The sequence below is a fragment of the Rhizobium leguminosarum bv. trifolii WSM2297 genome (assembly GCF_000271845.1).
The window spans coordinates 2,370,626-2,387,523 of sequence record NZ_JH719395.1 but is presented as its reverse complement, the minus strand read 5'-3'; the positions used below and the strand labels follow the sequence as shown (position 1 = coordinate 2,387,523).

Here is a 16,898-nt window from a genome sequence, read left to right as displayed (position 1 = left end):
TGGCATTGATGGTCTGTCAGCGTTGGTCGAGACAGTCATCAAGGAAGCGCCGGGCTCCGGCGCAATCTTCGGCTTCCGCGGAAAGCGCGCTGATCGGATCAAACTTTTATGGTGGGATGGCCAAGGGTTTTGCCTGTTTTACAAAATTTTGGAACGCGGATACTTTCCCTGGCCGACGGCGAAAGATGGGGTTGCGCATCTGACGCAAGCTCAGCGTGCCATCGACAGAGAAGTTGTCCGTTGACAGCAGCCGCTTTCCCTTGGGCTGGGAAGGGATCGCGCCCTGGAATTTCGCGGCGATGTCGCCCTCCAGCAATCGGTCGCGCTTCTTCGAAAACACCGAATGGTCCCATGATGGATCGTCAATGCCAATGTCGACGAACAGACGACCTGGACTGAAATCACTCGCCGGCAATATGCCGGGCGGCACGCTACGCAAGCGATATGACGGACGGGAATGGGGGCACGTCAGCCTTTCCTGCCAATGCTGCGCCGCTTGGGCCGTCCACGGAGCACGGATTTGCGAGAGGTGGTGAATGCCCTGCTATCGCCACAGCTGATTGCCGATGGCGGATGCTGCCGAAGGATTTCCACCCTGCTCGACCGTCCAGAGCTATTTCTATGAATGGAGAGCGTTGGGACTTCGGCCACGCATCAACCATCGTCTCGTGATGGAAACGCGCAGGTTGGGGGCAAGGAGGCAAGCCCGACGCAGGTGTGATCGACAGCAAGGGCATCAAGACCACCGAAAGCGGCGGCATCCGGGGCAATGAAGCAGGCAGGAAGAACAAGAGCCGTAAGCGCCATATCATCGTCGATACGCTCGGCCTGATGGTCGGTCTCATGGTGCACAGCGCCGACATTCAGGATCGCGACGGTGCTCCCGATCTTCTTTAAATCCATCCGCCACAGGTGGCCATGTTGCTGCATGTCTTTGGTGACTAGCGGGCGATAAGATTTGAAGCGGCGACTGAAAAAGATCGGGCGCTGGATGATCGAGATCATCAAGCGCTCAGACAAGTCGAAAGGCTTCGAGGTTCTGCCGGCGTCCATGGGTGGTCGAACGACTTTTGCCTGGCTTGGCAGATGTCGAAGATTGGCCAAAGACGTCGAACGCTCCATCGCATCAGCCGAAGCGTGGATCATGATCGCCCACATTCGTCTCATCACCCGACGGCTAGCAAGATATGGATATCGTCGAACGCTTTTCGAATCCGACTCTAAGAGGTCAATCATCTGATCGCAACCACTGAAGCCCCTGTAGGATCGCTGAAAGCACGTCCCGCGATAGACATTCAGGAATGTCTTCCGAACCTTCAGAGCATCCGAAGCCCCGAATTGCGATATATCAAATAATATACGTGGAAATATGTCCTTTAGCTCACCATTTTATTTAATATTTTTCCAATTTTTCGAAATCTGCCATTTTATATTATAAAATATATCCAATGGGCCTGTTGCGTTATTTGTTGGCTTTATCAATTATCCTGCTGAGGGGAGCAACGATATTGCAGTAGGGTTCTTTCCTATGAATGCTGAAATCTTGCGGCGAAATCCGGTAGGTTTCCACAAGGAGCACGATCAAATGGAGCACCAAAATAAATCAGACAAGCCGTGTGCCCACGCGCATCCGCACGCGGCAACTACAGAACACCGACAGGAGCGCTGTGTGTCGCCGAAGAAGACTTTTTTTCAACAATTGCTCTTGGATTGGGCTTGCGGTTGCGACCTATTCTATCCGGTCCAGCGACATGAACATTTCGCAAAGAGCGAGGAGGACGACAAAGGCGCTAAAACCCGTTGGTAAGGGTTATGACGCGACGTTCCCGATTTACGCATCTTGTTTCCAAATTCACGGTGGAATCGCGGGCCGAGTCGCCAACGGTCGCAAACACTAACACCATGCAGGCGGGCGGCCCAATAAGGCAAAAACATCGAAAAGTGGTAAGTAGCGCCCAGTTCAAAGCTTGCTGCCGAAGCACAAATGGTCGCCTGCCATATTAGAATAGTTGACCTAGAATCGCCCATTAAATTTGCTCCAGAAAGGAGTTTATTTTCAGTGTCATTATCGTCCTCGAAATGCATTCGCATCGCCGCACTTTCCGCAACCGGCATCGTGCTGAGCACCCAGATCGCTTTTGCGCAAGAACCATCCACACGGTCTCCATGGCTGAACACTACAACATCTCGAGTTGAAGCGCTTGCGGTCCTCCAGACCTTGAATGCTAACCTGCTGAGCAACGCCAGTGCCACATTGACTCTTGACCGCTGGTGCGCCGCGCACAAACTCGCACCGGAGGGGTCCAAAATCGTCGCTCAGCGCGCGCGCGGGCAAGACAAGCCGGCGGATCAGCGAATCCGTCAACTTCTCAACGTCGGCCCCAGCGAGCCTATCGCTTATCGCCACGTCAGCCTGACCTGCGGCGACCGCGTCTTGTCTGAAGCCGATAACTGGTATCTACCTGCAAAATTAACCGCAGAGATGACCAAGGCTTTGAATACCAGCGATATCGCATTCGGCAGAGCCGTTCAGGCTCTCAATTTCACTCGCACAAACCTGACCGCCAAGTTACTCTGGGCCCCAGTGTCCGAAGGCTGGGACATGGATGGTTTACTTGCGGATGAAACAAGTTCCCGTAGCCTGCCGCCGTTCCTGCTCGAACATCATGCGGTACTGAAACTTCCTGACGGCACTCCTTTTAGCGCCTTGGTCGAAACCTATACGGACAAGGTACTAGACTTCCCAGTTCCGCGCCTGGTTTCTCAGTAGCGCTTTCACCCACGCACCGAATTTTGTTCGAAAGAGACGGATGAACATCGGCGGCGAGTAGTGCTGTAAAACGCCATCGGCAAGCACGGCCGGTGGATGACTGCGAAGCACGACTTTGACGCCGCAATGCGCTTCTTCCATGCTGGGCAATGAACCGCTGCTCTCGCCGGAAAGGATCGGAACAAATGGCGTTAAAAGGTCCAACCAGCGATCAAGCTGCTTCCCCCACATGCCGGTGGCAAAAAGGGGATCGAATGTGGCTTTCAGAGTTTTATTCGGTACGGAACTGGGCACTCGCTGCTGGATCGCGTTGACATTCATCGCGCTCGGATGAAGGCGCTGACTACTGCAAAACTGACATGGAGGCTCTTGGTTGCGATGTCACGTTGTTTCATGGAACAGGATTTGCTCGACCATCAGCAGGCTCAAAGGGAACCAATGACGCTGGAAACCATCGCCACAATGACCGCCCGCTGATCCGCTTATCAACTTGCCTGCGGCAAGCTGGTTCCCGGACCGGCCGGCGAGCTCGATGATCAACCGAGCTAAACCACGCTATGCGACACGATCGAAGGCAGGTGCCACCAAGGATGAGGACGTCGATGACCACTGAACGCAGGTACGAACTGATATCGTCTTTTCCATCCCCTCTAACGAGTTTTGCCCTCTTTTTTTTCATGGTGGTAAATGTCGTTCCTGCTTGGGCGCAAGATCGCAGAACGGTCTCTGAACCGGCTTTGCCAGTACATGTGTGTGCGACGCTGTCGCCAATGATCGCCTCGTTTGGCGGAGATGATCAAGCCGAGACCCGCCGTCTTCAGGCCGCTATCGATCACTGCGCGGTCGGTGAAGCCGTCCATTTGGTCGCGGGTGATCAGGGTGGACGTTTTCTCAGCGGACCGCTGACCATTAAGTCAGGCATCACCCTCTGGCTTGAGCACGATGTAGTGCTCGCGGCGATTGCCGATCCGCATGCCTATGACCTCGACGGGCATTGCGGGACGATCGATGACAAAGGCAATGGTTGCCGTCCATTCATCCTATTTGCCGGAACGCGGGGCGGCGGCATCATTGGCGACGGAGTGATTGACGGCCAGGGCGGCGCGACTATGGCCGACCATGATGAAACTTGGTGGCAGCTTGCCCGTCGCGCTCAGACGAAGGGGGGCAAGCAGAACAATCCCAGACTGATCGAGGTTGATCACGCGAAGGAGATCAGCTTCTACAAGGTGAAGCTGCGCAACTCGCCCAATTTTCACGTCGTGCTGAATCATGTTGAAGGTGCGACTTTTTGGGGCGTACAGATCGACACGCCCGCAGATAGCCGCAACACCGACGGCATTGATCCCGGCGCGTCGCAGGACATCACCATCGCTCACAGCTTCATCCGCACCGGCGACGACAATATAGCGCTCAAGGCAGGGAATGGCCCGACCAGCCATGTTTCGATCGTGGACGATCATCTTTATTGGGGACACGGCCTGTCGATCGGGAGCGAGACGGTCGCAGGCGTCAGTGACATTCTCGTCCGTGATGTGACGCTCGATGGCGCGACTTCGGGCCTCAGGATCAAGAGCGACATCAGCCGTGGTGGAACGGTTAGCAATGTGCGCTATGAAAATGTCTGTTTGCGCGGCAATCGAAAGCCGATCGACTTCGACACGCACTATGACGAAAAAGCGCGAGGGGGCAGCATCCCCATCTATCGCGACATCGTCTTGCATGACGTGGTGGGCGAGAGTGGAACGCTCGTCATTCGGGGCCAAGACGACGCGCACGCGCTCAGTGTACAGTTCGATGGTGTGCGCTTCGGAACGGATGTAACATGGGAGGTCAAGTATGCGCACATTGTCATTGGACCAGGCGGCGCGATGCCCCGCCCTCCTGGTCCTGCAGCGCCCGCGGGGGATATTGTTGTCTCGCCCTGTGACAGGCGCTGGGCTCCGTTTCCGGATTCGCCCAACGAGCATGCCAGGATCGCACCGGCTGTCAGGCGGAAGACGCTGCAACACACGGAAGGACATCCTTACCGCCGGTCCTGGCGGCGCCTATTCGACTATTCAGGCGGAAGCCGATTTGCTAAATCTGGTGATACCATTTTAATTCTTGCATAATCGAAGCGGATCATTGCGCCGGCGATAGCGGCGGTACCGCGCACGCGGCCACTGTTTTAACCAAGGCGGACGGCGCGAGACGCCGGCACGTGCTCTATCACCTGAACCACCCTGTCAGCGGCCTTCAGGAACGATGGCCGCTGAATCGATTATGAGGTGATGTGGCGCGGCGAAGCTGATTCAACATCCACAACGAAGAGGTGGGTGTTGGCACGAGCACTGAGCGATGATCTTCGGTTACGCGTATTGAAAGCGTCTGTGGCAAGCAGGTCCGCACGGTAGGCTGCCGCCGGGTTTGGGGTTAGGATTTCGACAGCAATCCGCTGGATCGCAAGAGCCAGCAATGGTGAACAGACATCACGGCCACAAGGTTGGCGAAGGTGTTTAGTCCCGGCATTTGATGGATAGGGTCGAGGATGACTCGATCTGGCTCGGAAGTCCACCGTTTGCAGATGAGCTCGTAGGGTGTGAGGCCCTTTAAGGTCTTGAGCCTGCGCCCAAAATTGTAGGCGTTGATGAAGTCGGCGAGATGCACTTTTAGTTGTGCGTGATCGTCGTAGTGGAAGCGCTTGACCGTAGCTTCCTTGATCGTTCGGTTCATCGGCTCGACCTGCCTATTGGTCCACGGGTGCTTCACCTTAGTCAGACGATGCTCAATGTCGTTATCGTCGCAGACCCAGTCGAAGATGTGCTGGAAGGCATTTCGGTCAACAGCCCGGTTGGTGAACTGGATGCCATTGTCGGTCAGGACGGTATGGATGATGTAAGGCACTGCCGCGATCAGATTGCGCAGGGGGCGGCATTCATCTTACCGGCTTTGCTATAGAACTCAGCGAAGGCGAACTTGGTTGTTCGGTCAATGGCGACAAAGAGATAGAGCCTGCCCTCCGACGTCTGGACCTCAGCAATGTCGATATGGAAGTAGCCAATCGGGCAGCTTTTGAACTTCTTTTTGCGCTCCCTATCCCCTTCAACGTCGGGCAGACGAGATATGCCGTGACGTTGCAGGCATCGATGCAAGGAAGAGCGCGTCAGATGCGGAATTGTCGGCTGAAGCGCATAAAGGCAATCGCCAAGAGGCAGCAGCGTGTGCCTGCGGAAGGCGACGACAACAGCTTCCTCCTCCATTGAAAGTATCGTCGAGTGCGGTTCTTCAGGTCCTGTCGGCAGGGAGGCCAACGATGTCCGCTTCCTCCATTTGGCCACCGTCTTTTGATTGATGCCATAGCGCTTCGAAAGCGCCTTCAGGCTCTCTTCACTATTTTGTATTGCAGGCGGACCTCGTCGTTCTGAGCGACGCGGACAGAAATTTCCTCGAATCTCAGGTGCGCCGGCATAAGGCGGCACGCTCGTTGTCGGATCGATGCCGGATGGTCTTGCTGTGCGCGCAGGGTTTGCAAAGCAGGACATCGTCGGCCTTTATATGTCGCCACCGGACCGGGCGATCGTGCTATGCGTGGATGAGAAATCGCAAATCCAGGCATTGGATCGCGAGCAGCCGGTTCTGCCTATGGCACCGGGCATCGCCGAACGGCGCACCCATACCTATGTCCGCAACTGCACGACTTCTCTGTTCGCCGCGCTCGACATTGCCACTGGTGCGGTGATCGGTCATTGCTACAAGCGTCACCGGGCCACTGAATTCCTCGACTTCCTGAAGCGGATCGACGCCGAAATGCCCAGTGGGCCGGACGTGCATCTGGTGATGGACAACTATGCGACCCACAAGACGCCTAGAATCAAGGCCTGGCTCGCGGGCCGCCCACACTGGCATGTTCACTTCACGCCAACGTCGGCATCCTGGATCAATCAGGTCGAGCGGTGGTTTGCAGAGCTAACGCGAAAGCCGTTGCAGCGCGGCGTACACCGTTCCACCGCAGGAAACCCACAACGAAAACCCCACCCCGTACAAGTGGGTCAAATCCGCCGACCAAATCCTCGCGTCGGTCAAGCGCTTCTGCCAGAAGACAATGAACCGAACTTCAGATTCAGGTGACTAGCTTGTGATAGCATGAGAAGCGTTTTTCGGCCGATCTTTGGGATCGAACTGAACAACCGTGATCCAGTTGGCGGTGAGTGCCGGCCGGCTCTCGTTTTCAATCTCGACCGTCACCTCGTAGGTCGTCACAAGCATGCTTGCGCCCCGAAAGCGGCAGTCGGACAAGACGAAGCGGCCGCGTACGCGGCTCCCGGTTTTAACGGGTGACATAAAACGCACGTGATCGAAGCCGTAGTTGAGGCCCATTGTCTGTTCGCGAATTTTTGGCATCCCGCTGAAATTCATCACCGACAAAAGTGAGAGTGTTAGGAAACCATGAGCGATCGTGCCGCCGAACGGACTTTCAACCGCGGCGCGTTCCGGGTCCACATGAATGAACTGATGGTCATGTGTTGCATCCGCGAAAAGGTTGACAGTAGTCTGGTCGATCGTGATCCATTCCGATGTGCCAACTTCCTGGCCAACTCGCCATGACACATCCGCGAGCGAAATTTCATTCATGCAGCCTCACTATTCTAATTTACGACGGAACGTCTTGCATCTTCAGCGCTGGGAGCTATGCGATTATTCGACAGTGACCGATTTAGCGAGATTGCGCGGCTGGTCGACGTCGGTTCCCTTGGTGACCGCCACGTAGTAGGCAAGCAGCTGTAGAGGGAGAGAGAAGACGATGGGTGCTACTATTTCTTCGACATCCGGCAGCACGATCGTGTGCATGGTGTCGAGCTTCGAACTAGCAGCTCCGCTCTCGTCGGTGATGAGAATGACACGGCCGCCACGCGCGGCCACCTCCTGCATGTTTGAGACGGTCTTATCGAAGAATCGATCATGTGGCGCAATGATGATGACGGGCATGTTTTTGTCGACGAGCGCGATCGGCCCGTGTTTCAGTTCACCAGCGGCATAGCCCTCAGCGTGGATATAGGAAATTTCCTTGAGTTTAAGTGCGCCTTCCATTGCCAACGGAAAAGTGGTTCCGCGGCCAAGATAGAGCACGTGAGAGTATCCCGAAAGTTCCCGTGCCAGGAGTTTGATCTCTGGCAGAACGTTGCGCAGCACCTGCCTCATGACGTGCGGCAATTCAACCAAACGCATGACCAGCTGACGCTCCTCGTCCTCGGTAATAGTACCGCGCGCCTTGCCTGCACTAATGGCCAGAGCAGCGAGAACTGCAAGCTGGCAAGTGAACGCCTTGGTCGACGCTACCCCGATTTCAGGACCGGCGAGGATCGGGAAGATGGCATCGGCTTCTCGAGCAATGGTCGATTCGCTTGTGTTGACGACGGCGCCGACCTTCAATCCATGCCCCTTGCAATATCGCATCGATGCAAGCGTGTCAGCGGTTTCTCCGGACTGCGAGATGAAAAGCGCGGCCGCATTCGGCGACAGGGGGATATCGCGATAGCGGAACTCTGAGGCGACATCGATTTCCACTGAAAGGCGTGCGTAGCGTTCGAACCAGTACTTGCCGATCAGGCCCGCTAGATAGGCGGTGCCGCATGCGGATATCACAAGGCGACTAACGTTTGCGAAATCCAATTCCGCTGATACTGGGACTATCTGGTGGTGGGCAATATCGATGTAGCGGCCAACAGCGCGAGCTATGACCTCGGGCTGCTCGTAGATCTCCTTCTCCATAAAGTGGTCATAGTCACCCTTGGTCACTCGGACGGCTGAAGCCATCGAGGTGCACCGTGAGCGCGTGACAACGTTGCCGTCACTGTCGAAGATCCTAATGTCCGTTTTGCTCATCACAGCCCAATCGCCGTCAACCAGGTAAGTAACTTCGTTGGTCAAAGGCGCAAGGGTGATAGGGTCGGAACCCAGAAACATCTCCCCATCGCCATGACCAATAACCAGCGGCGGCCCATTGCGTGCCGCCATGATGGTGGATGGGTCATCCTGGAAAAGTATTGCAAGGCTAAAGGCTCCCGTCAGACGTTTCAGCGTCGCATGCATAGCCTCTCGGCCACTCATACCGTCGTGGCGGTATTTTGCTAGGAGATGCGCAACAACCTCGCTATCGGTGCTCGTCTTGAAGTCCGCTCCAGTCGCCTCCAATTCGGCCTTCAACTGTGCGAAGTTTTCGATGATACCATTATGAACGACGGCAATACCGTCCACAATATGTGGGTGAGCGTTGCGTTCGGTTGGTGCCCCGTGGGTGGCCCAACGGGTGTGGCCTATGCCGATGATCCCGTTCAGCGGCTGTTCCCTGAGCCTCGTTTCCAAATTGGCGAGCTTGCCCTGCGCACGGCAGCGCTCCAAGTTGCCTTCAGAGATTGTCGCAATGCCAGCGGAGTCGTATCCGCGGTACTCCAGACGCTTTAGCGCGTCGAGCAGTCGCTGCGACACCGGGTGCCGCCCGATGATGCCAACAATCCCACACATTGATTTATCTCCATTTTGCCGTGCCAAGGGGCTCGGGCGTCAAAGCGCTCTCGCGAGCCAATTTGGAACCTTACTAATCGGACCCGATGAGATATTTAAAATCGATTGTTTTGATTGCCGCTATTCAAGCCATGGATGGAATTCTACGTCATGGCTTTACGCGAAGCGTTCGATGTTGATACGCTACGACACCTCGAATAACCGTCCATTGAATCTTCGGTATCTGAGACTTAGCGAGCTGGCCTCGCATCGGCCTCGCGGCAAGTGCGGGCCTCAGTGCTGGTAGACATAGGCCGCCTCGGTATGGTGCTCATCGGTCTGCGTCAGCGCTTGAGTCGGGCCGGGTTCCCCATGGCTTTTTCCCCTGCGGGTATGTCGCGGGTGACCACGCTTCCGGCGCCGACTACTGCATTATCGCCGATTGTCACACCTGGGAGGATGATTGCTCCACCGCCGATCCACACGTCTTTTCCAATCCGGACGGGCCGACCTAACTGCAGCCCAGCCTGCCGCTGCTCGGGATCATGTGGATGATCGGCGGTGTAGATCTGAACAGCCGGCCCAACTGCTGTCCCAGGACCGATCGTCACCTCTGCTACGTCAAGGATTACGCAATTGAAATTGATGTACACATAGTCACCCAGCCTGATGTTGAAGCCATAGTCGCAATGAAATGGCGGGCGGATGACAGCTCCAGTTCCGACCTCTCCGAGCCGCTCGAGAAGGAGTGCGTTCCAATGCTCGGCGGGACTTCCCAGAGTGTCATTATATCTCTTTAGCCAGGCTCCCGCGGCCAGCAGGTCCGCCTGAAGCTCCGGGTCCACGGGGTTGTACATCTCGCCCGCCAGCATCTTTTCTTTTTGAGTTTGTGTCATTTGTCTATTCTTAGATCGCATTCATCGATGAAGTTGTTGGTCCACTGACGCCCGGCTTGAACGAGGCTCAGATGAAATTCTATTCTCGACGCTGAACATTGCACGGCGCAGACGAAAGATCCCGGCAGGTAAACGGTGGGGGGACGTCGCTAGAGGCTCCTTGATAGCAATGTATCAAAAGTGCCAGTGTTCAGCACGGCCGGCAAGCAGTATCAATTGCAGGTCCACCTTCCTTGTTGACCGAGGGCCAGGCGAGGCAGCGATTTTGGAGCTTGCCTAGAAGAAAGACCATTCCGCCCCAAATTTTGTTAGCGTGCAGAAAGCAGTATTGGGAACCACCTCACCAGGCTTTGAGAGCCTGCTGGCCATGTCGAGTGGGCGAGACAAAGAGGCCGCCGCACTATGTTCCCGGCCAGCCACTGTGGCGCGAATGAGCCGCCGCTGGGGGACGTCAGTGGCTTCTGTCCGGGAGACAGGGCGCGCCCACTCAATTTTGCACGTCAATCCACCTCCACGACGATGTTCCGCCTCTTCACACTTGCCTGAATGCCAAGACAGCGTTGGTGCCCCCCATGGCGAATGCATTACTCATCGCTACGCGGACTTTGCGCTCCCGCGGAACATTGGGCGTGACATCTAGATCGCACTGCGGGTCAGGCTCACGATAGTTGGCAGTGGGCGGAATGACACCTTCTTGGATTGCCATTACGCAGGCAATCATTTCAAGTGCGCTGGCGGCGCCTAGGCAATGGGCGTGCATCGACTTGGTGGAGGAGACGGACATCTGAAAAGCGTGGTCTCCGAAGACGCGCTTGATCGCCGCCGTCTCCATCTGGTCATTGGCAACGGTGCCGGTGCCGTGCGCGTTCAGGTAGTCTACATCATCGGGGTTTAGTTCGGCATCGACAAGGCAACTGCGCATTGCGGCCTCCGGTCCCTCGATGGACGGCATGACGATGTCGTAGGCATCGCCCGAAAGCCCGATGCCGGCAACCTCTGCAAGCATAGTCGCACCGCGGGCAGTGGCGTGCTCATAGCTTTCCAGTACAGCCATCCCGGCGCCCTCGCCAAGTACAACACCTTTCCTGTCGGCGGAAAATGGGCGACAGGTGTCGGGGGCAAGCACGCGCAATGCTTCCCATGATTTCAGGACGCCCCATGTGAGCGGCGCATCGCTACCCCCGGCAAGCATGACGTCTGCCCGGCCAAGCCTGATCTGATCCACTGCGGAAGCGATGGCATGATTCCCCGCCGCGCAGGCAGAGGTGACTCCGAAGACAGGGCCGCGCAGGCCGAGATGAATGCTGACTTGGCCGGCGGCCGCGCTTGGCATTCCCTTCGGTGCTGTGAAAATCCGAGCCCGGGTCACTCCGTCCAGGAGGATACTGCGGTAGGTTTCTTCGATCGTTCCCCAGCCAGGACCACCGACGCCCATGGCGGCGCCGAAGCGGTGGGCGTTTTGTTCGTTGCAGGAAAGCCCCGCCTGCCGCATGGCTTCGGTTGCGGCAATCACCGCGAGCAGGCTGAAGCGGTCCATGGAAACGAGCTGTTTGCGCGGGATGTCGTGAACCGGGACCGTCTGGATCTCGGCACCGACGGTGCCTTTCAGATCATAAAGATCTGTAGTGATGATAGGGCTAATGGCGGAGTGGCCTTCGCGCATTGTCTTCCAAATAGATGCGGCATTCGTCCCCAATCCGCATAGTCCGCCAATTCCCGTGATGACAACGCGCCTGTCCATCATGCCTCCTTCGCAATCAAACCGCGAACGGCTTCAACGACATCCCCAATATTTTTGAGATTAGACCAGGCATCGGTCGTGTTCATCTCAATCCTGATGCCATAAGCCTGCTCCAGGTCCCAGAGCAGATCGGCCAAAGCCAGCGAATCGATGCCAAGGGATGTCAATTCGCTATCGGCGGTGATTTCTCCAATCGCTACCGGAATCCTCCCACCGTTCTCTGATTGGGCGAGATTTTTGATTGCGGCAATAATTTCTACTGTGAGTTGATCGGCCATCTTGTTCCTTTCAATCATTCCAAGTCTGACGCGGCTAATCCGGGCCTAGCAAGTCTTGAGCACGTTCAGTGCTCGGGAAAGGGCGGTTACGACTTCCATTGCGAAGACCGTCACCAATCGGAACACCTATGTTTGTGCTATGGATGATATGGCTGGATTGGTAAAATTGATTGATTGGATCAAAAGCATCCGCAATGTGGATGGCAGGACCTGGGGTGCTGTGGACGCTGACGGTTCTACCTCACACCGCCAACGCTGTTGGAAATTCGGCGGCGGTGGAAGCGAGCAGGGGCGCTAGTCGTTGCCATCGCCGCCCTCGGGTCATGGGTCATGGCGCAGCACTTCAACATAACTTATAAGTACAACCCGTCCCTGTCGGTGACTGCAGGCCCGGCTTTCTGGATTTTGTCGATGAGATCTTGCTCGGCTTTACTGGCATCGCGTCAGCAAGCGCTTATGGTGGCTGGCAACTCATCTCGCCATAACGTGGTGGGTAGCAGGAACGCCCACTGCATTCATCTCGATCAACAATGCGGCGCCTGTCGATACATTCCGAATTGCAGTTCTCGCCGGTCTAGTCCTGGCGCCGCGTACTCATTTCCGCGCCCTAACCTGTTGCGTGGCGAGGACCTCTCTTTCGGGATCAATATGCTCGTCATGCACTGATCGCCATCGGAGGGGTGGCCATTGGTGGCTCTGGATCGCCGAGCCAATCGGAACCGTGGCATTAGCCGCCCTATCATGCGCGCTAAGCGAAAAGTTGGCCATGAAATTGCGCACATCGCTGGTCACCGGAAGCCTCCAACATCTTCTATCGGCCGCTAAAATTGTTTGTTACCGTCTCGCCCTACTTGCTTCGAATCTCGAAGGTCGGGCTGCGTAACGGCAGAGAAACAGGGCCTCTCCACCTGACCGCAATTTTTGCAACAGAGCCGTTTAAAAGAATGTAGCAATCCACCCACGGCAGAGTTCCCACTGCCTAAATCGAAAAATTCGACGGCAGCTCGACCGGGGGTTATGTCGCGCCGGTCTCTTAAGAGTCACCATCGGCAGAGGCCTCGATGCGCGAAGCCTCCTCGAATATTATCGTGCGCATCCAGATATTCCCGGGGTCGGAATTGTGAAGGGACGGCCACTGTATAGCCTCTGTAAACGAAAGAGGAGGTAGCGGATGATCGACGGTCTGGAGGGGGATCGTAGTTGCGAAATGTCTGACCAGCAGCGAGGGAAGGGTTGCTATCCGATTCGTCCCCTGTAGTAGCATCGGGATTGAATTGAAGCCAGGCACCACGATTTCGATACGCCGTTTAAAACCGTGCTCCAGCAACAGCCATTGTTCAACGGACGGCTTCAGACTACGGCCAAACATCGCTGCGACATGTCCCATCGACATGAACTGCTCGAGAGAAAGTTTTGCGCGCAGCTGTTGATTATTAGGGCAGCCGACACATACGAGTTTCTCCTCAAATAGCTTGGCACTGGGATGGATGGCTAACATGAACTGCTCTGGAAGGATAAGGAAATCCATGTCTCCGCGGCAGAGACGTTCGTCCGGATCATCATCAATGGGGAGCAATTCAAAGCTGACACCCGGTGCCTCACGCGCTACGCGTTTTATCACCTTTTCGAAAAAGACGAGCGTCATGAAATCGGAAAGGAGGATTCTGAAGCGCCGGTCGGATTCTGCGGGAACAAATGGATCCGAAGCAATGACAGTCAGCTGGATATGCAAAAGAGCATCGCGAACTGCAGGGGCAAGCGCTTCGGCTCGCGGCGTTGGGATAAGCTTGCGCTGCTGCATCACAAACAGTTCGTCGTTGAAATAAGCGCGCAGTCTGCCAATGGCTGCGCTCATGGCTGGTTGGCTGAGGTTAATGCTGCGGGCTGCCGCGGTGAGCTTTCGTTCGGTCATCAACGCATTGAGCGCCACCAGAAGATTCAGATCCAGGCCCTTAAAACGCATACTTGATCCATCCGGTAGATGATGGTGATCCAAACAATCTATTTTACCAATTTTGCCGAGTGCTTATTAGAAAGGCGGGTAGTTATCAAGACGCCAAAGCAAAGAAGCAAGCGGAGGCAGTTCGCATCTCTCCAGTAACGAGAGGTCCGATCCGCGCGTGCGCCTGCACTCATCTCCTCTGCTTTAGCATGTTGGCTGAGAAACATACTGGAGCTTTGCATGTCTGCTGGAGTGCAGTGGAAAATAGCCTGGGAAAACGATCTCGAACCGTCGGATCATGCGGAATTGTCCGAATTTTTTCGAGCGACCTATGGCCCGACAGGCGCATTCAATGCCAAACCTTTCGAGACCGGCCGCAGCTGGGCAGGCGCGAGACCGGAACGCCGCGCAATTGGCTATGATTCAAAAGGCATAGCTAGCCACATGGGGTTGCTGCGTCGTTTCATAAAAGTGGGTGACACCGATTTGCTGGTCGCAGAACTTGGCTTGTACGGCGTGCGTCCGGATCTGGAGGGGCTTGGCATCGCTCACTCGATCCGCGCTTTAGCTCCGGCTTTGCGGGATCTGGCGGTGCCGTTCGCGTTTGGCACCGTTCGGCATGCCATGCGGAACCACGTGGAGAGATTCTGCCGAGATGGTATTTCCAATATCGTCACAGGGGTTCGTGTACGATCGACTCTTCCCGATACGCAACCGGATATGCCAGCCACGCGCACTGAAGACGTCCTCGTCCTGGTTTTTCCGATAGGAAGACCCATGAGCGAGTGGCCTTCTGGATCATTGATCGAACGAAACGGCTGCGAACTATGAAGCGGCGCCCCTATATAAGCGAAGTGCCGTTTGATGAGGCCGGGAGCGACGATCGCAGCATCTACTTGACGTTTGACGACGGTCCCAATCCGGGATGCACTGGCCAGATCCTGGATCTGCTCGCCGAACACCGCGTGCCGGCCACCTTTTTTGTCCTCGGTGCCTACGTCAAAGTCCACCCAGATCTCGTCCGCCGTACCGCGGCAGAAGGTCATCTGATCGCCAATCACACGATGACCCATTTGGATCTTACGGTCTGTAGCTCGGAGGTGATCGAACGAGAGATAAATGAGGCAAATAGAGCCATAGTCTCCGCCTGTCCCCACGCTGCGGTTCAGCATATACGAGCGCCATATGGCGCTTGGAATGAGGATGTCCTTTCAAGATCGATGGACGCCGGACTTCGACCTGTTCACTGGTCGGTAGACCCGAGAGATTGGTCCCGTCCCGGCGTCGATGCCATCGTTGACGCTGTGCTCGCTGCTGCTAGGCCAGGTGCAATCGTTCTTTTGCACGATGGTTGCCCACCTGATGAGATCGGGACCTGCAAGCTTAACGGGCTGCGTGATCAAACACTTTCAGCGCTCTTGGCAATTATCCCGGCCCTGCGTGGTCGTGGATTTTCCTTTCGTTCACTTCCCCAGTAAAACTAAATCGACGAGAAACCATGACCTTGCTTGAAACTACCAGCATCGCCGCCGTCTCGCTCTATGCACTCGTTTCCTCCACCTATCGGATTGTCCAAGTACTTCATGCGCGGCGATCACTAAAATCGGGCACAGCGGAATACAGCGTCGAAGAGAGCTCTTTTCCAAGTGTGGACATCATCGTGCCTTCGTTCAACGAGAGCCCGCGCGTCCTGTCGGAATGTCTGGGATCCCTAGCCAACCAGGATTATCCTGGCGCGCTGCGAGTTTATGTGGTTGACGATGGCTCCAGAAACCGCGACGCCGTGGTCGCCGAGCAGATTGCCTATGCGGGCGACGCGAGATTCGAATTCATTATACTCCCCCGAAATGTCGGAAAGCGCAAAGCCCAAATCGCTGCTATTTCTCGATCGTCGGGGGACCTGATCCTGAACGTTGATTCAGACACCACACTGGCGTCTGACGTGGTTTCTAAGCTCAGTCAAAAGATGCGGGATCCAGCGGTCGGCGCGGTGATGGGCCAACTGACAGCTAGCAATCGACGGGATACGTGGCTGACCCGCTTAATCGACATGGAGTACTGGCTGGCCTGCAACGAGGAGCGCGCCGCGCAGGACCGCTTCGGTGCCGTGATGTGTTGCTGTGGACCCTGTGCCATGTACCGCCGGGCCGCCTTCCACTTGCTTCTTGATCAATACGAGACGCAGCTGTATCGGGGAAAGCCGAGTGATTTTGGCGAGGACCGTCATCTGACAATCCTCATGCTAAGCGCAGGCTTCCGTACCGAATATGAACCGAGCGCCATCGCAGCGACTGTTGTTCCTGACGGTTTGAGAGCCTATCTGCGCCAACAACTGCGGTGGGCACGGAGCACATTCCGAGATACCCAACTTGGGCTTCACCTCCTCCGTGGCATGAACTGGTATCTGACTTTGGACGTCGTCGGTCAGAATGCCGGCCCGCTTCTGCTCGAAGTGTCGGCACTGGCAGGTATCGCACAGTTCGCGCTTACCGGTTCAGTGCCCTGGTGGACGATAGGAACGATTGGATCATTTTCACTGATACGATGCGGCGTCGCTGCTTATCGCGCCAGGCAGCTTAGGTTTCTTGGCTTCTCGCTGCACACGCTCCTGCTCGTCTTTCTTTTACTGCCCTTGAAGGCTTATGCGCTCTGTACGTTGTCTAACAGTGACTGGCTGTCGCGCGGCTCCGGCGTCAAAGCTGCAGGGGGCGTTCGGAAGCAGAAAGCCTCCGAAGCTCCGAGGCTTGCCGCTCCCGACGCTACTTTCAGCGGCGAGTAATCGCTGTGT

General features: G+C 56.0%; 13 protein-coding genes and 6 pseudogenes. 10 read left to right on the top strand and 9 right to left on the bottom strand.

Going from position 1 to position 16,898, the window contains the following annotated elements:
- Positions 1–22 precede the first annotated feature (22 nt).
- On the top strand, positions 23–244 hold the full coding sequence (gene tnpB, locus RLEG4DRAFT_RS39325; RefSeq protein ID WP_245278020.1) for an IS66 family insertion sequence element accessory protein TnpB: 222 nt from the start codon (positions 23–25) through the stop codon (positions 242–244).
- Here the strand turns inward: tnpB and RLEG4DRAFT_RS40455 are convergent.
- Positions 212–388 (bottom strand): annotated as a pseudogene (locus RLEG4DRAFT_RS40455) (IS5/IS1182 family transposase); the annotation flags it as partial. The gene tnpB and the pseudogene RLEG4DRAFT_RS40455 sit on opposite strands and share 33 nt — an antisense overlap.
- Between RLEG4DRAFT_RS40455 and RLEG4DRAFT_RS26920 the strand changes: the two are divergent.
- Positions 359–1,240 (top strand): annotated as a pseudogene (locus RLEG4DRAFT_RS26920) (IS5 family transposase). The pseudogenes RLEG4DRAFT_RS40455 and RLEG4DRAFT_RS26920 sit on opposite strands and share 30 nt — an antisense overlap.
- 819 nt (positions 1,241–2,059) lie before the next feature.
- Complete coding sequence (locus RLEG4DRAFT_RS26915; protein ID WP_003581532.1) at positions 2,060–2,770, top strand: hypothetical protein; 711 nt, start codon at positions 2,060–2,062, stop codon at positions 2,768–2,770.
- Here RLEG4DRAFT_RS26915 and RLEG4DRAFT_RS40450 read toward each other — a convergent pair.
- The gene (locus RLEG4DRAFT_RS40450; protein ID WP_003581531.1) at positions 2,735–3,091 is read right to left on the bottom strand and encodes a hypothetical protein; all 357 of its coding nucleotides are present in this window, start codon (positions 3,089–3,091) and stop codon (positions 2,735–2,737) included. The genes RLEG4DRAFT_RS26915 and RLEG4DRAFT_RS40450 overlap by 36 nt on opposite strands.
- Positions 3,092–3,372: 281 nt before the next feature.
- On the opposite strand from RLEG4DRAFT_RS40450, the gene RLEG4DRAFT_RS26910 reads away from it, so the two are divergent.
- Both RLEG4DRAFT_RS26910 and RLEG4DRAFT_RS40445 read left to right on the top strand, forming a co-directional pair.
- The gene (locus RLEG4DRAFT_RS26910; protein WP_003581529.1) at positions 3,373–4,884 is read left to right on the top strand and encodes a glycoside hydrolase family 28 protein; all 1,512 of its coding nucleotides are present in this window, start codon (positions 3,373–3,375) and stop codon (positions 4,882–4,884) included.
- 207 nt (positions 4,885–5,091) lie between these two features.
- Positions 5,092–5,265, top strand: a pseudogene (locus RLEG4DRAFT_RS40445) (IS630 family transposase); the annotation flags it as partial.
- Here the strand turns inward: RLEG4DRAFT_RS40445 and RLEG4DRAFT_RS26905 are convergent.
- Positions 5,186–6,204: pseudogene (locus tag RLEG4DRAFT_RS26905) on the bottom strand (IS481 family transposase). The pseudogenes RLEG4DRAFT_RS40445 and RLEG4DRAFT_RS26905 overlap by 80 nt on opposite strands.
- An 82-nt stretch (positions 6,205–6,286) precedes the next feature.
- On the opposite strand from RLEG4DRAFT_RS26905, the pseudogene RLEG4DRAFT_RS26900 reads away from it, so the two are divergent.
- Positions 6,287–6,884 (top strand): annotated as a pseudogene (locus RLEG4DRAFT_RS26900) (IS630 family transposase); the annotation flags it as partial.
- Here RLEG4DRAFT_RS26900 and RLEG4DRAFT_RS26895 read toward each other — a convergent pair.
- The 5 genes from RLEG4DRAFT_RS26895 to RLEG4DRAFT_RS26875 form a co-directional block, all read right to left on the bottom strand.
- A complete protein-coding gene (locus tag RLEG4DRAFT_RS26895; protein ID WP_003581524.1) occupies positions 6,881–7,384 on the bottom strand; it encodes a MaoC family dehydratase in 504 nt (167 codons plus the stop codon). The pseudogene RLEG4DRAFT_RS26900 and the gene RLEG4DRAFT_RS26895 sit on opposite strands and share 4 nt — an antisense overlap.
- Before the next feature lie 63 nt (positions 7,385–7,447).
- The gene (gene glmS, locus RLEG4DRAFT_RS26890; RefSeq protein WP_003581522.1) at positions 7,448–9,274 is read right to left on the bottom strand and encodes a glutamine--fructose-6-phosphate transaminase (isomerizing); all 1,827 of its coding nucleotides are present in this window, start codon (positions 9,272–9,274) and stop codon (positions 7,448–7,450) included.
- Positions 9,275–9,597: 323 nt separating this feature from the next.
- Positions 9,598–10,149 carry a sugar O-acetyltransferase gene (locus tag RLEG4DRAFT_RS26885; protein ID WP_003581521.1) on the bottom strand — a complete coding sequence of 184 codons (552 nt, stop codon included), beginning with the start codon at positions 10,147–10,149 and terminating at the stop codon, positions 9,598–9,600.
- Positions 10,150–10,681: 532 nt separating this feature from the next.
- Positions 10,682–11,890 (bottom strand): beta-ketoacyl-[acyl-carrier-protein] synthase family protein, encoded by a 1,209-nt coding sequence (locus RLEG4DRAFT_RS26880; RefSeq protein ID WP_003581517.1) that lies wholly within the window; start codon positions 11,888–11,890, stop codon positions 10,682–10,684.
- Positions 11,890–12,168, bottom strand: a complete 279-nt coding sequence (locus RLEG4DRAFT_RS26875) for a phosphopantetheine-binding protein (protein WP_003581515.1) — start codon at positions 12,166–12,168, stop codon at positions 11,890–11,892. Before RLEG4DRAFT_RS26875 ends, RLEG4DRAFT_RS26880 begins: the two co-directional genes overlap by 1 nt.
- A gap of 212 nt (positions 12,169–12,380) precedes the next feature.
- On the opposite strand from RLEG4DRAFT_RS26875, the pseudogene RLEG4DRAFT_RS41155 reads away from it, so the two are divergent.
- Positions 12,381–12,970, top strand: a pseudogene (locus tag RLEG4DRAFT_RS41155) (nodulation protein NodX); the annotation flags it as partial.
- 231 nt (positions 12,971–13,201) lie between these two features.
- On the opposite strand, the gene RLEG4DRAFT_RS26870 reads toward RLEG4DRAFT_RS41155, so the two are convergent.
- On the bottom strand, positions 13,202–14,131 hold the full coding sequence (locus tag RLEG4DRAFT_RS26870) for a LysR family transcriptional regulator (protein ID WP_003581513.1): 930 nt from the start codon (positions 14,129–14,131) through the stop codon (positions 13,202–13,204).
- 219 nt (positions 14,132–14,350) lie between these two features.
- Between RLEG4DRAFT_RS26870 and RLEG4DRAFT_RS26865 the strand changes: the two genes are divergently transcribed.
- The 3 genes from RLEG4DRAFT_RS26865 to nodC are packed head-to-tail and all read left to right on the top strand — an operon-like array spanning position 14,351 to position 16,889.
- A complete protein-coding gene (locus RLEG4DRAFT_RS26865; RefSeq protein WP_003581511.1) occupies positions 14,351–14,941 on the top strand; it encodes a NodA family N-acyltransferase in 591 nt (196 codons plus the stop codon).
- Positions 14,938–15,588: a chitooligosaccharide deacetylase NodB gene (gene nodB, locus RLEG4DRAFT_RS26860; protein ID WP_003581509.1), complete on the top strand. Its 651-nt coding sequence runs from the start codon at positions 14,938–14,940 to the stop codon at positions 15,586–15,588. Before RLEG4DRAFT_RS26865 ends, nodB begins: the two co-directional genes overlap by 4 nt.
- 20 nt (positions 15,589–15,608) lie before the next feature.
- Positions 15,609–16,889 (top strand): chitooligosaccharide synthase NodC, encoded by a 1,281-nt coding sequence (gene nodC / locus RLEG4DRAFT_RS26855; RefSeq protein WP_003581507.1) that lies wholly within the window; start codon positions 15,609–15,611, stop codon positions 16,887–16,889.
- The last annotated feature ends 9 nt before the right edge of the window (positions 16,890–16,898 follow it).

Bases quoted from the DNA above. Each gene is read 5' to 3' on its own strand.
- glmS (WP_003581522.1), bottom strand. From the start codon at position 9,274: ATGTGTGGGATTGTTGGCATCATCGGGCGGCACCCGGTGTCGCAGCGA.
- RLEG4DRAFT_RS26875 (WP_003581515.1), bottom strand. From the start codon at position 12,168: ATGGCCGATCAACTCACAGTAGAAATTATTGCCGCAATCAAAAATCTC.
- nodC (WP_003581507.1), top strand. From the start codon at position 15,609: ATGACCTTGCTTGAAACTACCAGCATCGCCGCCGTCTCGCTCTATGCA.
- RLEG4DRAFT_RS26880 (WP_003581517.1), bottom strand. From the start codon at position 11,890: ATGGACAGGCGCGTTGTCATCACGGGAATTGGCGGACTATGCGGATTG.
- RLEG4DRAFT_RS26870 (WP_003581513.1), bottom strand. From the start codon at position 14,131: ATGCGTTTTAAGGGCCTGGATCTGAATCTTCTGGTGGCGCTCAATGCG.
- RLEG4DRAFT_RS26910 (WP_003581529.1), top strand. From the start codon at position 3,373: ATGACCACTGAACGCAGGTACGAACTGATATCGTCTTTTCCATCCCCT.
- RLEG4DRAFT_RS26895 (WP_003581524.1), bottom strand. From the start codon at position 7,384: ATGAATGAAATTTCGCTCGCGGATGTGTCATGGCGAGTTGGCCAGGAA.
- RLEG4DRAFT_RS26885 (WP_003581521.1), bottom strand. From the start codon at position 10,149: ATGACACAAACTCAAAAAGAAAAGATGCTGGCGGGCGAGATGTACAAC.
- RLEG4DRAFT_RS40450 (WP_003581531.1), bottom strand. From the start codon at position 3,091: ATGAATGTCAACGCGATCCAGCAGCGAGTGCCCAGTTCCGTACCGAAT.
- RLEG4DRAFT_RS26865 (WP_003581511.1), top strand. From the start codon at position 14,351: ATGTCTGCTGGAGTGCAGTGGAAAATAGCCTGGGAAAACGATCTCGAA.
- nodB (WP_003581509.1), top strand. From the start codon at position 14,938: ATGAAGCGGCGCCCCTATATAAGCGAAGTGCCGTTTGATGAGGCCGGG.